The 15,564-nt window shown below is 43.2% G+C and carries 10 protein-coding genes; 5 read left to right on the top strand and 5 right to left on the bottom strand.

The annotated features are described in order from the left end of the window. Window positions 1–36: 36 nt before the first annotated feature. Window positions 37–1,725, bottom strand: a complete 1,689-nt coding sequence (locus BS19_RS16320) for an L-lactate permease (RefSeq protein WP_038176717.1) — start codon at window positions 1,723–1,725, stop codon at window positions 37–39. A gap of 155 nt (window positions 1,726–1,880) precedes the next feature. Between BS19_RS16320 and BS19_RS16315 the strand changes: the two genes are divergently transcribed. The 3 genes from BS19_RS16315 (at window position 1,881) to BS19_RS16305 (ending at window position 6,067) form a co-directional block, all read left to right on the top strand. Continuing rightward, window positions 1,881–2,780, top strand: a complete 900-nt coding sequence (locus BS19_RS16315; RefSeq protein WP_038176715.1) for a LysR family transcriptional regulator — start codon at window positions 1,881–1,883, stop codon at window positions 2,778–2,780. A 334-nt stretch (window positions 2,781–3,114) separates the two neighbouring features. Further along, window positions 3,115–5,475 (top strand): Lon protease family protein, encoded by a 2,361-nt coding sequence (locus BS19_RS16310; protein WP_038176714.1) that lies wholly within the window; start codon window positions 3,115–3,117, stop codon window positions 5,473–5,475. A 172-nt stretch (window positions 5,476–5,647) separates the two neighbouring features. After that, the gene (locus tag BS19_RS16305; protein WP_038176712.1) at window positions 5,648–6,067 is read left to right on the top strand and encodes a VOC family protein; all 420 of its coding nucleotides are present in this window, start codon (window positions 5,648–5,650) and stop codon (window positions 6,065–6,067) included. A 56-nt stretch (window positions 6,068–6,123) separates the two neighbouring features. Here the strand turns inward: BS19_RS16305 and BS19_RS16300 are convergent, their stop codons facing one another. Continuing rightward, the gene (locus tag BS19_RS16300; protein WP_038176710.1) at window positions 6,124–7,374 is read right to left on the bottom strand and encodes an SGNH/GDSL hydrolase family protein; all 1,251 of its coding nucleotides are present in this window, start codon (window positions 7,372–7,374) and stop codon (window positions 6,124–6,126) included. A 410-nt stretch (window positions 7,375–7,784) separates the two neighbouring features. On the opposite strand from BS19_RS16300, the gene BS19_RS16295 reads away from it, so the two are divergent. Continuing rightward, entirely contained in the window at window positions 7,785–9,224 is a 1,440-nt protein-coding gene (locus tag BS19_RS16295) for an aerolysin family beta-barrel pore-forming toxin (protein ID WP_038176708.1), read from the top strand. A 70-nt stretch (window positions 9,225–9,294) separates the two neighbouring features. Here the strand turns inward: BS19_RS16295 and BS19_RS16290 are convergent, their stop codons facing one another. The 3 genes from BS19_RS16290 to BS19_RS16280 form a co-directional block, all read right to left on the bottom strand. Further along, window positions 9,295–12,066 carry an immune inhibitor A domain-containing protein gene (locus BS19_RS16290; protein WP_038176707.1) on the bottom strand — a complete coding sequence of 924 codons (2,772 nt, stop codon included), beginning with the start codon at window positions 12,064–12,066 and terminating at the stop codon, window positions 9,295–9,297. A 112-nt stretch (window positions 12,067–12,178) separates the two neighbouring features. Further along, a complete protein-coding gene (locus BS19_RS16285; protein ID WP_038176706.1) occupies window positions 12,179–12,427 on the bottom strand; it encodes a hypothetical protein in 249 nt (82 codons plus the stop codon). Window positions 12,428–12,921: 494 nt separating this feature from the next. Continuing rightward, window positions 12,922–13,449: a hypothetical protein gene (locus BS19_RS16280; RefSeq protein WP_038176705.1), complete on the bottom strand. Its 528-nt coding sequence runs from the start codon at window positions 13,447–13,449 to the stop codon at window positions 12,922–12,924. A gap of 447 nt (window positions 13,450–13,896) precedes the next feature. On the opposite strand from BS19_RS16280, the gene BS19_RS16275 reads away from it, so the two are divergent. Beyond that, window positions 13,897–15,561, top strand: a complete 1,665-nt coding sequence (locus BS19_RS16275) for an amidohydrolase family protein (RefSeq protein ID WP_038176703.1) — start codon at window positions 13,897–13,899, stop codon at window positions 15,559–15,561. Window positions 15,562–15,564: the final 3 nt, after the last annotated feature.

Below are 15,564 nucleotides of genomic sequence, written 5' to 3'. Positions count from 1 at the left end.
CTTGTCAGGGGAGAAGAGTATTAACGCCATAAGTCATTACATAAGTGCGTCGGTAATATGTAGGCCGTAGATAGCGAACAGACCGATAAGACCAGTGACAAACAAATAATAAATAGTTGGGATGATGGTTTTACGTAATGTAGCGCCTTCACGGCCAAGTAGACCCACCGTCGCTGACGCTGCAACCACGTTATGAATGGCTATCATATTGCCCGCTGCTGCACCAACCGCTTGGAGGGCAACCACGACGGCACTTGAGATAGTCAACGTTTGCGCAACCTCGAACTGGAACTGACTAAACATCATATTAGACACGGTGTTTGAACCCGCGATGAAGGCTCCTAACGCCCCGACAGTGGCACTGAGTGTAGGGAAGGCATCACCAACTAATCCGGCGGCGAAGTTTGCTGTAGTGACAGGCATACTGGCCAAATCGGCACCATTAATACCTGAATTAATAAAAATCCGCACCATTGGAATAGTGAACACTAAGACAAACCCTGCGCCAATTAGGGTCTTACTCGATTCACCAAACGCTTTGATTAATGGAGTGGCACTGCGCGACTGCAGTACAACGGCAACCAGTGCTACGAACACTAAGATACCACCAGGTAAATACAAAGGTTGGATGGCGGTACTAATACCCGTTTCACCTAAAATGTTGCTAAAAGAGAGGCTTACACTTGTCAACATCGCTTTGAAATCGGCGCTAACTCGGCTTGCAACCAGCACGACAGCAAGTAAAACGTAAGGAAGCCACGCCAGTGCCATCGCCATTGGCTTGCCTTTTACGTCATCAAGTTCAATTTTGAGTGAACCAAGCCATTCTGCTGGCCATTTCTTTTCATCTTCAAAATCCCAAGTCGTTTTTGGCACAAGGAAGCCACGTTTGGCTGCTGAGACAACAACAGACAGACCAACCAAACCACCGATTAGTGATGGAAATTCTGCACCAAGGAAGACTCCCGTCAGTGCGTAGGGGATAGTAAAGGCTAGGCCTGCAAAAATCGCAAACGGCAGAATATCGATGCCTTCTGTCCAACTCTTATTTTTGCCAAAGAAACGAGTAAGCATCATCGCCATGAGAACAGGAATCATCGTACCGACACAGGCGTGGATCAGTGCAACGCTTGAGGTGATTTGTTGTAGGTAGGCATCCCATGTTGAACCATTGGCTAACAAGGCTTGACTAATATTGTGCGTATCAAGACCTTTGTTTACACCGACAATAATCGGCGTGCCCACGGCGCCAAATGATACCGGCGTTGATTGAATCATCATACCCATTAGCACGGCGGCCATTGCAGGGAAGCCGATAGCGACCAATAGCGGTGCGGCGATGGCGGCGGGAGTACCAAAGCCAGAAGCGCCTTCAATAAAAGAGCCAAAACACCAAGCAATAATGATGGCTTGAACTCGTCTATCAGGGGAAATATTGGTGAATCCATTACGAATGGTCGAAATTGCGCCAGTATGCTTGAGCGTGTTGAGCAAGAAAATGGCACCAAATACGATCCATAGAACGGAAATGGTAATACCGAGTCCTTGAAATACCGAGGCAAGTACACGAGTTGTCGACATGTCCCACGCGAACAACGCGATGACAACAGTCAGGCCGAAGGCGATCGGCATCGCCCGTTTTGCCGGCCAATTCAGTCCGACGAGAAGTATGGCAGCCACCACTATCGGTGAGAAGGCCACGAGGGCTAGCAGGGTTTCACTCATTGGTATGTCCTTTACATTCTTCAGTTAGGACTCTGGAGAGTCTCTTGGATTTTATATTTGTGATGGGTTTGTTAATTGGAGGTGAATTTACCCCTTTATTTTTTATTGATATAGGGAAATAATGAAAATAATTAATTCCAAAAATGACATAATCAATGCGTGCAGATGACTTAATTCTTTTCTCCCAAGTGGTAGAGCTTGGCAATTTTAGCAAGGTTGCTGAAATAAATAATCTTACAAATTCAGTAGTTAGCAAGAGGATCGCCCGTTTAGAACAAGAAATTGGTGTTCAGTTACTATATCGAACCACACGTAAATTAACGTTAACAGAAGCAGGTAAAGCGTTAACACATGGTGCAAAAAATGTGAAGTTAGCCGCTCAAGAGGCGATGGATGCCGTGTCAGGCTTTGGCGAAAACGTCAGCGGTCATATCAAAATGTCTGTTCCTTCGATTTCGGGGGACCTAATCTTGGCAGACGCCGTGGCAGAATTTTGCAATCTTCACCCTGGCTTATCAGTCGATATGTCACTCGACAATCGTTTTGTCGATTTAGTTGAAGGTGGCTACGATTTGGTCATTCGTACCGGATACCTTGAAGACTCGAGCTTAATTGCTCGCCATATCCTCGATTCACAATGGGTGGTGTGCGCTTCTCCCTCTTATATCGCCCGAAATGGAAAACCCTACGAACCGCAAGATTTAACTCAACATAATTGTTTGCAATACGCTTATCAAACCACAGGCGCATGCGAATGGGAGTTTAAAGCTAAAGAAGACAACTATATTGTCAGGGTCTCGGGGTCGTTCTCGACAGATAACGCGACTGCGTTAAGGAAGGCGGCACTGGGCGGGCATGGTATCGCCTATGTTCCAAGGTGCTTGGTCTATCATGATCTACGTAATGGGCAATTGGTGGATTTGTTTCCAGAGCAAGTGGGTAAGCGACTTGGGATATATGCGGTCTATCCTTTTACTCGACAACCACCGAACAAAGTCAAATTACTCATTGAGCATATTCGCACGCGATATTTAGCGATTTCTCATTACTTTTAACCTACCGTTCATTTGTCGTCCGTTGAAGTATAATGCTAATATATTTCAGTTATTTAGGTGGAAATTATTCAACAAGGAAAATACGCTTTGTTATTTTTACAGGCTATTTTTGATGTTAAAACCATAAACAGAGTAGAACAAGGTTATCGATAGAAAGATCCCCTGAGTCAAATAAACTTAGGTGGTATAAACCAACCTCTTGACGAGTGAGTGGAATATAGTGTGGTTGGATGAAAAGTGACCGGTTGAACATGAATTAGCTGTAAGTCACTAAAATATAATAAAAACTGACCTAAACTATTGGTTAGAGAATAATAACAACAAGGATAGAGTGATGACTATTCAAAGACTTGAAACAAGCCAGTTATATCGGTCTGCTGAACTTGAAAAGTTACAAAGCAAGTCGACAAAAGAGTTGGCACCTATCGATGAAATCGTTGGGCAAGAGCGAGCTCAGAAGGCGGTTGAATTCGCCATGTCTATCAAAGAAAAAGGGTACAACATTTACGCCATCGGCCAAAATGGACTGGGCAAGCGGACAATGATTTTACGCTATTTGAATCGCCATCAACACGATGCCAACGCTCTTTATGATTGGTGTTACGTGGCGAACTTTGATGATATTCGTACCCCAAGAGTGCTCAAGCTTCCATGCGGAGTTGGGAGTAAGTTTCGTCAAGATATTGAAAAACTCATGGCTAAGCTTAACAACGCGATGCCACTCGCGTTTGATAACGAACTTTACTATAGCCGAGCCGATAAGCTCAAAAACCAGCTGGCAGCTAAACAAGAAGCGGAGCTAGAGCAAATAAGCAAGGAGGCGAAAGCAAAAGGGATCAGTTTGACCATTACCACCCAAGGCGACTATCAGTTTGTTGCTATGGATGGTGAAGAGATGCACAGTGAAGAATCTTTCGATGCATTAAGCAAAAAGAAACAAGAGGAATTTGGCACCACCATTGATGAACTTGAAATTCAACTAAGAAACATGGTCCGCCAACTCACTGAATGGGAAGAAACCTACAGTGAGAAAATTAAAAAGCTTAACGATGAAGTGACGCTTGATGTCATCACACACTTTATCAAACAGCTGAAAAAAGATTATGCTCGTTACCCTGCAATAAAATCATACCTGACTGAATTACAACAAGATATTGTTGAAAATGCGGATATTTTTCTTGATCAAAGTGCCGAGCAGGGAGAAGTGGCGACGGCATCATTGGATAAAAAATTACCTCGTCGATACAAGATTAACGTGTTGGTAAGCCGTAAAGATCAAGTACTGCCGATTGTAGTGGAAGAAAACCCCAATTATCACACTTTGTTTGGTTACATTGAGACAGCAACCTTTAAAGGCACGGTATTCACCGACTTTTCATTGATTCGTCCGGGCAGTCTACACAAAGCCAATGGCGGTGTGCTACTGATGGACGCTCAAAAAGTACTTGAACAACCCTATGTATGGGATGGGCTTAAGCGAGCGTTAAGGGCGCGCCAACTTAGTTTAACTTCGCTTGAAAAAGAGGTGACGCTAACAGGGACCGTCTCTTTAGATCCCGAGCCTATTCCACTCGATGTGAAAATTATTCTGTTTGGTGACTACCGTACTTATCAGTTGTTGCAACATTACGATCCGGAATTCAGTGAACTGTTTAGAGTCACGGCTGATTTTGAAGACGAGATGAAGCGTGATGCTGACTCAGAGCTTCAATATGCACGTTTCATTTCGAGTGTCGTTAATGACAATGGCATGTTGCACTGTGATAGAAAGGCGATTGCGCGCATCATCGAACATAGCTCTCGCTTGGCAGGAGATCAGAAGAAAATTTCACTGCACTCAGCCAATATTGCCAACCTCCTACGTGAGTCAAACTATGTGGCCAAGCAAGCTAACTCGAACATGATTCGTTCCAGCCACGTTGAAGAGGCGCTAGGTAATCAAGAGCTCAGAATTAGCCGTTTAAAAGACAGCGTAATGGAGAGTTTTGTTAACGGTACGACTTTGATTCACACCCACGGAGAAGCCATCGGTCAGGTCAACGCGCTGTCGGTACTGAGTACCAGTGAATATATGTTTGGTGCACCAAATCGAATTACCGCCACCACCTGCTATGGTGACGGAGAGGTGATTGATATTGAACGCAGTGTCGATTTGGGTGGTAGTATTCACTCTAAAGGGGTGATGATCTTAAGTGCGTACTTGTCTTCGGTGTTTGGCAAAACGGCCAAAGTTCCTTTAAGTACGACCATTACTTTCGAGCAATCGTATGGTGGCGTCGATGGCGATAGTGCCAGTATGGCCGAATTTTGTGCAGTAGTGTCGGCATTTTCAAAGCAACCCAATCGTCAAGATATTGCGATAACCGGTTCGATGAACCAGTTCGGTGAAGCGCAACCTATTGGTGGGGTTAACGAGAAGATCGAAGGGTTCTTTGATGTCTGTGGCATCAAAGGTCGCAGTTCTGAACAAGGGGTTATTATTCCGCGCTCTAACATGCATAACTTAATGTTGCGTGCTGACGTGGTGAAAGCCGTCGACAAAGGTGAATTCCATATCTGGGCGATTGACCATGTTACCGAGGCGATAGAATTGTTCACTGGTAAAGCAGCAGGCGTAGCCAGTGATGAGGGAAGCTACCCGATTGATACCGTGTTCGGCATTGCTCAGGCTAAGCTTAACGCATTGCGAAAGTAGTCCGCTAGCGCTACAAATTAAAGCGAACCATTTGGTTCGCTTTGTTGTTTTTTGGCCCCTTACAGACACTGGTACAAAAAATTTAAATAAGTTGAATTTATTGCTTTACCTAAACCTAACTTGAGGTTTTAACATCAGTGGTGTTGAGACGAGTAAATGTTAAGGAGACAGTATGCTTCAACTTGAACACATTAATTTGGTGGTAAGGGATATCCCAACAACTTTGGCTTTTTATCAAGCGGCTTTTCCACATTGGTTTGTGCGTGACGAAGGTCAAGGTGAATGGTATGGCAAGTCGAGAAACTGGCTCCATTTTGGTGACGAATACCAATATATAGCCTTGAGTGATCATGGCGAAGGTGAAAACCGAGAGCTGTCAGGACATCAAGTTGGTCTTGCCCATTTTGCTTTCGTGACGAATAACCTTGACGCAATGAAGGCGAGATTAGCCCAAGCGGGTTATCAAATCGCCAAAGGAGGCTCTATCGAAGCTTATCGCAAGAACGTCTACTACCTTGATCCTGCAGGTTTTGAGGTTGAGTTCGTTGAATATTTAAGTGATAACCCAAAAGAACGAAATTTATCAAGTTAAACCTTATAACCAAGGCGAGCCAGTCATGTGCTCGCCTTGTAAGTTAACTAGAGAGCTTAAAAAGGAAACTGACTCAAATCATTGGCGATGATGTTGTCTGCGATGTACTTGTGTACTGCGGTGGTCGGGTGGGTAACTCCCCAAAACACGTACTTATCTGATCCATGATACGCACAGTCATTAGTAAAGCTATGACTCAATAAATAATCCTTAGCTGAACTACGGTTGATATTTAAACACGCATCGGTGGCGTTTTCGAAACCATGCTGTTGCGGGTTACTAGTAATTTCATCAAATAGTGTATACGCATCGTACAGCAGGACGTTGATCCCTTTGTCTGTATACAATTGAGCTTGTTCTTCAATAAACTGGTTAAACTCAACAATTTTTGCTTGAACTTTGTCTGCTTCTTGCTGCGTTGAGTACTTATATTGTGGCGCTTTAGTCGCATCGGGAAGTGTCAATAAGATCAAGTGATGGGCGCCAGCATCGGTCAGTCTAATCAGTGCGCTACTCAGATCGGCTTTCACATCACGAACTTCACGGTTGTAGTTCATAAAGTCATTAAGTCCAAAAGCAAGCGTAAATAAGACATTGGCAGGATCGTAGTTTTTGGCCCTCTCCATATAGGTTAGGTATGAAGTGACTTGGTCATAAATTCCGGTTAATGCAACGTATTGGTTGGTACCTGCTGCACCACCCACCGCCCAGTTATAAACGGGCAGTTGCTGACTTTTCGCCAGATATTCAGTCCATACTAATCCGTTAGAAAAGTGGCCTAAGAACCATGAATTTGAGTTTGGAAATACCCACTGAGATCCATTAAACAAATTACCGGTATCAGACAAACTGTCGCCAAAGCTGACCAAGCGATTGATTTTATTGGAAGAGTGGGCATCGTTGGTCCAAATAGAGTGGTTGTATGAAAAGCGGTTGTCTCCGGCGTAATAGAGAATATCTGCCGTATCGTGATCGACATCGAGTGTCGCTTGGCAACGCTGCATGATCTCTTGTTGTGAGGTATTGGTATAGAACATATTTTTAAATGATACCGAAGACCACCAGTAACCTTCGATAGTCAAATAGTCACCATGCTCATCCAATGCCCATTTCCAACTAGTGGCAGAATCGTCATGAGTTTGTGCTGGGCGATACCAGCAGCGAACAAAGGTATAGGTTTGATGGTTTTGTTCTAAGGTTGTATCAAATGCTGTTATCTTCTCAGGTGTACTAGGTGGTTCATTCGCCGAAATACTCGCGCTATTTATCAACCCGATACTGGCTAAGATGAGAAGTGTATTTTTCATAACTATATATTTCCACAGGGTAGAGTTTATGCTCTTTATCTATTGCATAAACCTTAGTTATGAGTCAAAAAATAAATATGACTAATGCGAATTAGATGAACCGGGATCAAATATTAACAATCTTTATTGTTAATTAATGAATTAACATACTAATCGTTATTTACTAGATTGGTAATAACAAAAAATCACAATAATTCAATAAACGCCAATGTATTTTCACGATGATTACAGAAATATAAAGTTAATCGTTTTTTAACAAGATATGAAAATTATTTATTATGTCAATGTGACTTTTTGTCAATATTATAATATTTGTTCTTTATCTCTTGAGCTTAATAGAAGTACAAAAGTTAAGCACGGTGATTAACCTCGAACGTGGTTTGTATGATAATTAATCAGGAGATAATAAAATGGATAAATATAAAATATTTAATAAAACGCTTATTTCTAGCTCAATATTACTGGTTATCTCATCTTTTAACACTAGCGCGGCGGTAGATATATTGGATGTCAAATTACAAGGTCAACATTGTGAAACAGGCTTTAGACCGATCACACGAAATGACGTGGCATTGATTAAATTTGATTTACTTGGCCAAATGGGGAATTGGCAGATTACCAATCTTACAGATGGTTACGTATTAATGGGGCCAGGTTATCAAGGTACGATAAAACAAGACAATTTAGCGGCAACCACTTGGTGTACCTATATCACGCCGCCCGATCGCAGTATTCCAAACTATGCTTCCTTGACGTTGCCAGAGAACGATGAAGCTTATACTGAGTGGCACCTAATCAATAAAAAAGAATTCTACAAGCCGCTAGCATTGCTCGCTCATTACTTAGGATTTGGCTGGACTGGCGGTACTAATAGTCAATACGTAGGTGATGATATGTTCACTTCGACCGATGGTCTGGGTCATTATGATATTGACGCAAATAACTCGGGGTCTTGTGACGGTTATCGTTGTAAAGAGCGCCTAAAAATGGATATCACCGGTTTTGAGTATCACATTGATCCAGAAACCTTCAATGCAGGTGATATTACTCAGTCCGATAAAGAACTGATTGGTCGTCGTTCGGAAGTGGTGACGAATGAATCTGATCTTGAACAGCAATACCGAGTCACGTTCAAATATGAGAAGGCAACCAATTGGTCGAAAACAGATACCTATGGTTTAAGTCAAAAAGTATCGACCAAGAATAAATTTAAATGGCCGCTTGTGGGTGAAACGGAGTTATCTATTGAAATTGGTGGATCACAATCATGGGCGTCAACCAATGGTGACTCCGAAACCAAAGGCATCTCGAACACCATTGTAGTCAATGTCGCCCCTAACACTAAGCAAGAAGTGTTTATGGAAGTGTTCCGTTCATCAATAAGTTACCCATACTCTTTTAATGCTGAGTTGAGCTACGAAGTTGCCATGAGTGGATTTTTACGTTGGTCGGGTAATGCATTGAGCAATCATCCGGACAATCGACCAAATTACACGGCGCGATGGGTTATTGGCCGTAATGGCGGGAACGATAAGAGTCTCAAATATCAATATGAACACCGAAATATTCCAGCAACATCAAATGAATGGGACTGGCCTTGGTTACTACGTGAGTATGGGGCGGAAAACGTCAGGGGTTTGCTTGGTGAAGTACTACGACCGATTCAAACCAAAATTACCGGGGAGTTTTTTGCTAATGCCTCATTTGGTTCAGACGTTCGTTTTGGAAAAACGATTCCTTTGGGAGGACGAGTCAAACGCTCTAGTGACTATTCTTTGACTGATGAAGAGTTGGATGCACACGGCATCAAAAACTTCACGGTTGAAGTGGTTGCCATGCCTAAGCTCTAGACAAAAAAAGCGCGGCGTTAACGCCGCGCAAAGCTTCACATGGAAGTATGGGTACAGAGAAAAGAAAAGGTTATAGTTCAACCGTAATGATGCGAGTGGTTTTTACACCGTCATCGTCCATGACGGTCAATTTTACTTGATGAGTACCGTAGCTTGGGAAGACCTTAGTAAAGATACGACCGCGTTTAATTTTGCCGTTCGGTAGAACCCATTCAGTATCAACGATGCGCCCATCAGGGTCGTAACTGGTTGACCACATCGTGACCCAGCGACCAAGGTGAATATAATGCGCTTTAGCGACTGGTGTTTCATTTGGTGCCACAACCGAGACTTGTTGTGAAGTGGTTTGAGTTGCGCCACGATCATCGGTCACGGTCAGTGTTACCGTAAATGAACCTGAGTCAGCATATTGCCAGCTTGGAGCAGCGTCAGTGCTCGTCTCACCATTACCAAACTCCCATAAGTAAGCGTCAATACTGCCATCTGTATCGTAGCTTTGGTTAGTTGCGATAACATTGAGACCGTTGATCTCCAGATCAAAACTGGCTACCGGGTTAGCATTTGGTCGCTCAGTTTTCGATAGCTTGATAACACCATATTCATTATTTGCTGCTTGTTCAGTCACTTCAACTGACAAACCAAACTCAGTAAGTAAGCGACCAGAATCTTGCGCTCCTGGGTTAGTGTAATCTTGCTCATCAGAGAAGAGGCTATTACCAATTAAGCTGACATCCTCTAGAACATCGCCATCAGCATTAACCAAACGCATACTGGCTTGATCTTGCAATGAGAAAGCAGCATCACGAACCTGATATCGCGTTTGTGCTGCGGTAGCGGAATTTGCCCAGATCATCGTATTTTGGTCTGCATCCACCACACCTAACCAACCTTCACCAGGGTGATTTCCTACCCAATTGTCGGTCATTGATTCATCGACATACCAAACAATCAAACCTGGCTCAAATGACATCATTTGGCCAAAGCGTTTAATGTTATTGAGTCCTTCATCAACGTCATTATGACTGCGCCATTGCAGTAGGTAGTAATGGGGTGCTTGATTAAATCCATCATTAACACGATAGCCGCTTAGAGTGAAGCTTGATGCTGATTCAGCATCATCAACGGGTTTCGCTGTGCCATCAATGATCAGGGCAATGTCATCAAGATGGAGGCCTTCCATCGCTAAACCGCCGTCAGTTTTATAGTCAAAGCCAAGAACAATCTCCTGACCAGCCCATGGCGATAAATCAAATTCAGCGTCTACCCAACCTTCAGAGTCACCAGCGATAGCGGGCACTAAACCTGTATTATTTGGGTCGTCTAGGGTGGTGATGTTACCTGCAATAGCTTGACCATTAATCAGTACCCGAGCGAAGTCATAATCTTTTTCGATTTGATACCACGCTTTGAAGGTCAGCTTTATCTCTGAACCTTGTGGAATGTTAATGGTACGCTCCATGCGGTTATCGAGATCGTCGCCTTTACCGCTGTGGAAGTTAAACTTACCCGCATACGGAGCTAAGCCTTCAGTGCGTTTGACTGGTAAATCGATGCGAACCATGTTCTGTTGGTCGTTATCGATCGTTTGGTGCAGCGTCAGCTCAAGAGGTTTATCACCCAGTTCGTCAAGGCTTACAACATTGTTAACGATCCAACGCCCACCGATTGAGGTTTGTAAGAACTGCTTTGCCCATGAACTGAATGCGGTAGGTTGTGTACCGCCAATTTTGCCAGCCCAACTGCCTGAGGACATGATTGACCAGTAAGAAACAGGCTCACCTTTGCCGGTGTATTGGGTATCGTACTCATCAGGCAGCCCAAGGTCGTGACCGTATTCGTGGGCGCAAACACCAGCCGCTGCATCGATGGGCTGAATGGTGTAATCATAGGCGGCATATTGTCCATTAAAGCGGCCCGGCACTGTGCTTGTTGTACCGTCAAGGACATGATACTGACCTAAATTGTAGCGGTGTGACCAAATTGCATCGGCGCCTAGTACGCCACCACCAGCTTCTTCACCGACAGAAGCATGAAAGACCATGAGATGATCGATAACACCATCTGGCTCACGGAAGTTACCGTCACCATCATAGTCGTAGCGATCTTCAATATCATAATCGGCTAAGTTAATTGACGGATCTTGCGCGAGTTGGTTTAACGCTTCACGCACCAGTTCTTGCGCGTTGATATCGTTGTCGGTGGTCGGCGAGTTACCACCATAATAGGCGGCGTTATTTGCGGCGCGGTACCAACCTGCCGCTTGACCAGCAACACTGTAACTGTCACCTGATTCTTTCTCGTAATATTGACGCATCGAAATCAGGTTTTCGTCGTTTGGACCTGCATAACCCGAAGCAGAGAAGAGTAGCTCTTGGTAATGATTTGGCTCGTAGCGCTCGTAGAGCATTTCTGTGTGCTCTTTGGTTAGTCGATTATCATCCCAAGGGAGATCTGGGAAGTCGACCAGAACGGCTAAAACCTTGTCTGTACGTTTGTCATTGCTATCGAATGTGAATACGTGAGCTTTATGCTGACCTTTGTCAGAAGCAATTGTCTTAAGGATTTTGGCGCGTTGTTCTAATGCTTTTTTACCAAATTGAGCATCGCCTTTAAATCCACGGTTTAGTTTAGCCGCTAGGTAATTATCGAGCGCATCTTGTCGCTCTTCGATAGAGGCATTATTGTCAAGCTTTCCCTGCGCGATTAACATTTCAATGACTTTATCTTCATTAATAACACCTAAGTCGATTGGCGTTTGCGCATAGGCACTTGTGCTCAGCAGAGTGAGCACTGCGGATGTGAGCACTGCGGATGTGAGCAGTGATTTACTCATGTTTTTCATTGTATATCCTTATTTTTATTTATTGCCAACTACCCGCGTCAGCGGGATATAACGTCGTTGTTAGGCCTCAATAAATTGCGTCAATTGGTAAAGCACACAACTTAATTGGTGACTATTCGTTATTCTTTGCAGAAATACAGTCAGTGGACTTGGGTGTAGAAGTGTTAAGTTTTTTATCCGATGGATTGGAAAACTTTTTAGACAGGTATATCTGTAAAGACGCCTGCTTTTCTAATTCAGTTTGGTCTTCACAAATAATGCCTTGCTTAACAAGCGATGCGAGTAGACGCTCATCATCGATATTCTGATTTGCAACCGAAGAGGCGCTAAGAAGGATTAATAGAGTACTGACTGTCTTCATTATAATATTTACATTTTGTTTTAGTGGAGAGTATCCGTCGATTTGTAACAAAATATATGGAAATTAACGCTTGTGTAACCGTCAAATTACCTTCTAGTGGATGGGAGTAGAGGTTTCAATAAAATTAGTTAACATAAACAAAATAACTTATTTATGAATAAATAAGTTATTCATGCGCTTTTGTTGAATAGATAGTTGTCAGTATTGTATTTTAAATTTATACCGTACAAACTTAAGCCTTTAAATAATACCTTATAAATTAGGTTTTATTTATTTAGCAAATAGTATAATAAATACTTATTACTGATAGGTTTCGTGTTAATTAATTTGGAAAAGTTAGAGGTAAGTCATTGTCAATTAAAATAATGTTCACTTGAGCAAAATGGAAATACTTATCCAAATGGCTAACACAGCTTATCGAAGCCATCATGTTGAACCAGGCTGTAAGGAAAGGTGAGCGGGGTTTGTTGAGCAGTTGTATAACGTCGGTCTGTTTAACTCGCTAAAGCGTTGTCTTGCGCTTTTTCGATTGTTAACTCATCACTGATTGATTGCGGTGCTTCACTAAGGTGGAACATCAGCAGCGGCATTTCATTTTTGTAGAAGCTTGCGGTGTAGCCACTGGCATGGGTAGGAAGCGAAGCAGCAAAGCGATCAATTTGCTCGTGAGAGGCTGTCAATGTTTGCTCTTCACTGGTGGTATGTATGCCATCAATGACGTTGGTGATATCTTTAACTAGCTGAGCGTACTGCTCGACGGTTTCTGATGTGACGGGTTGGAAGACGAAGTAATAGTTAGCTAAACGGTAAATCGCGGTTTCGCTTGATTTGGACAGCGTACCTTCGGCTGCGAATCGCTCGATATTACTTTTAAAATTGCGCTTTATTTGAGCAGAGCGAGAGAGCAAAGCTTGCTTAGCTTGGTGTGTGGTTTTCTTTGCCAGAGCGAGCTTTTGATAATAGTAGCCTAGCAGAGCAGTAACCAGTGCAGCGATAAGTAAAAGCGTGAAAGTGGTGAGCATAGAGTTTGTTCAACTAATCGATATTTGTTATGAGCTTAAGTGATGAGATTGTATATAACAATGCGCTAATAAAGCAAAATAAATCGAACTGACTGAACAGTTCGTGAGCAATGTTACAGATTACTCGCTGACCAAACTCTAAACTTATTAATGGCCGATGTTTTATGATGCGAGAGTTACCACGTAACATTACTTTGTAATGGAAGTTCTTGACGTTAGACTCATAGACGGAAAATGAAAATTTTCAAATAAATCTTTTCAATACTTTCACATTAATCATCTAACTTTGTCGGATCAGATCAGACGAAATGAAAATGTTTTAAGTTGCGTTTAGAGGTACTATCTACCAAAGTTTAAAATAATGATGATAGTGATCGCCTTGAGAAGAATTTTTGGTCGCATCTACATCACTACAAAGTCGTGTAATGTCAATCTAAGAGAGCAAGCATGAAAATATTTAAAAAACGTCATATTAGCGCTTTGATAGGATTAGCCCTATCGGTTCAAGCGGGCGCGCTATACGCCGCAGATTACGATTTGGTTATTGAAAATGGTCGTGTCATGGACCCAGAAACCATGTTAGATGCGGTCCTGAATGTGGGTGTCAAAGACGGTAAAATTATCACAATCACAGCCGACAAACTTGACGGTGAACACGTCATTGATGCTAAAGATCAAGTGGTGGCTCCTGGCTTTATTGATACCCATTTCCACTCTCTTGATGGTCTTTCGATTAAGCTTGCGGCACTCGATGGAGTGACGACAGGTATGGACTTAGAAATCGGTGCCACACAAGTGGCGAAATGGTATGACGCAAAAAAAGATGCGTGGCCATTGAACTATGGTACTGGCATAAGTCACGAAGCTGCTCGTCTAGAAGTACTTGATCCTGAAGTCAAAATCGATCGAGCTTACGATGCACCTGATATCTTGAGTAAGCTGCGTACTGAAGCGGCGAAGGATGGCGTGAGTGGTTGGTCTGATTCAAAGGCTAATCAAGAGCAGATGAACCAAATTTTGGCTATTTTAGATCAAGGCTTTAAAGATGGAGCGATCAACTTAGCGTCGACGACTGCGTATATGCGCAATGGTCTAACCTCATTTGAAATGTACGAGTCTCAAAAAGTGGCGGCTAACTGGGGGCGTTTCACTGCCTCTCATACACGTTACCACGGTAACCCGGTCAACCCTGAAGGTCAGCTAGGCTTTGATGAAGTCTTTGCTAATGCGGTTGCTCTTGATGCACCTCTCTTGATGCTCCACAACAACGAGTTTGGCTGGTGGGAAGTAGAAGAGAAGCTCAAGAAGGCGCGTGAACAGGGCATGAACATGTGGTCGGAATACTACCCATATGATGCGGCTTCTACTGCTATCGGTTCATCATTCTTAGTTCCTGAAAGTATTGAAGGCATGTTTAAGTACAAATATGAAGATATTATGTACGACCCAGAGCAAGACAAATTCTTAAACAAAGAAGAGTATCTTGCATTGGCCGCCAAAGATCCTGGCCATCTTGTGGTTATCTTTAGCCCACCACGTAAGGATTGGTTGAAGTACTTCCTACAAATTCCTCATATGACGGTTGCTGCGGATTCAATTTACTCAGGATTGGGTGTGGATTCATGGGATGCAAGCCCATCAGAGTATAAAGGTCATCCTCGTACGGCTGGTACTCGCGGTAAAGTGTTTGCGATGGCTCGCGAGCATGGTGTTCCACTGATGTTTACACTGGCGCAAATGTCTTATTGGCCTGCAAAACATTTGGGAGATGCTGGTCTAGAGGCGATGCAACAACGTGGACGCCTACAAGAAGGCATGGTGGCCGATATTACAATTTTCGACCCAGAAAATGTTACTGATAATGCGACTTATAAATCGGGTGAGCAAGGCCTGCCAACCACGGGCATTTCTTATGTCATTGTTAATGGTAAAAAAGTTGTCGATAATGGCGAGTTCAAAAAAGTGTGGGCAGGTCAACCGATACGTTATAACCCTGAAGAAAATAGTCGTTTCAACGGTATTGATAAAGCGCAATGGTTGAAGAATATCACTGTACCAACGATTTCAATTTCGCAACCAGGTGCAGACGGCAACCCGACTTATAAAAATTAATGG

The sequence above is a fragment of the Vibrio pacinii DSM 19139 genome (assembly GCF_000711795.1).
Taxonomy (GTDB): domain Bacteria; phylum Pseudomonadota; class Gammaproteobacteria; order Enterobacterales; family Vibrionaceae; genus Vibrio; species Vibrio pacinii.
The sequence above is the reverse complement of the archived record's forward strand: the minus strand, read 5'-3'. Positions and strand labels throughout refer to the sequence as shown.

What these genes read in the sequence shown, in the direction of transcription:
- BS19_RS16320 (WP_038176717.1), bottom strand. Translation starts at nt 1,725, where the DNA reads ATGAGTGAAACCCTGCTAGCCCTCGTGGCCTTCTCACCGATAGTGGTG.
- BS19_RS16315 (WP_038176715.1), top strand. Translation starts at nt 1,881, where the DNA reads ATGCGTGCAGATGACTTAATTCTTTTCTCCCAAGTGGTAGAGCTTGGC.
- BS19_RS16310 (WP_038176714.1), top strand. Translation starts at nt 3,115, where the DNA reads ATGACTATTCAAAGACTTGAAACAAGCCAGTTATATCGGTCTGCTGAA.
- BS19_RS16305 (WP_038176712.1), top strand. Translation starts at nt 5,648, where the DNA reads ATGCTTCAACTTGAACACATTAATTTGGTGGTAAGGGATATCCCAACA.
- BS19_RS16300 (WP_038176710.1), bottom strand. Translation starts at nt 7,374, where the DNA reads ATGAAAAATACACTTCTCATCTTAGCCAGTATCGGGTTGATAAATAGC.
- BS19_RS16295 (WP_038176708.1), top strand. Translation starts at nt 7,785, where the DNA reads ATGGATAAATATAAAATATTTAATAAAACGCTTATTTCTAGCTCAATA.
- BS19_RS16290 (WP_038176707.1), bottom strand. Translation starts at nt 12,066, where the DNA reads ATGAAAAACATGAGTAAATCACTGCTCACATCCGCAGTGCTCACATCC.
- BS19_RS16285 (WP_038176706.1), bottom strand. Translation starts at nt 12,427, where the DNA reads ATGAAGACAGTCAGTACTCTATTAATCCTTCTTAGCGCCTCTTCGGTT.
- BS19_RS16280 (WP_038176705.1), bottom strand. Translation starts at nt 13,449, where the DNA reads ATGCTCACCACTTTCACGCTTTTACTTATCGCTGCACTGGTTACTGCT.
- BS19_RS16275 (WP_038176703.1), top strand. Translation starts at nt 13,897, where the DNA reads ATGAAAATATTTAAAAAACGTCATATTAGCGCTTTGATAGGATTAGCC.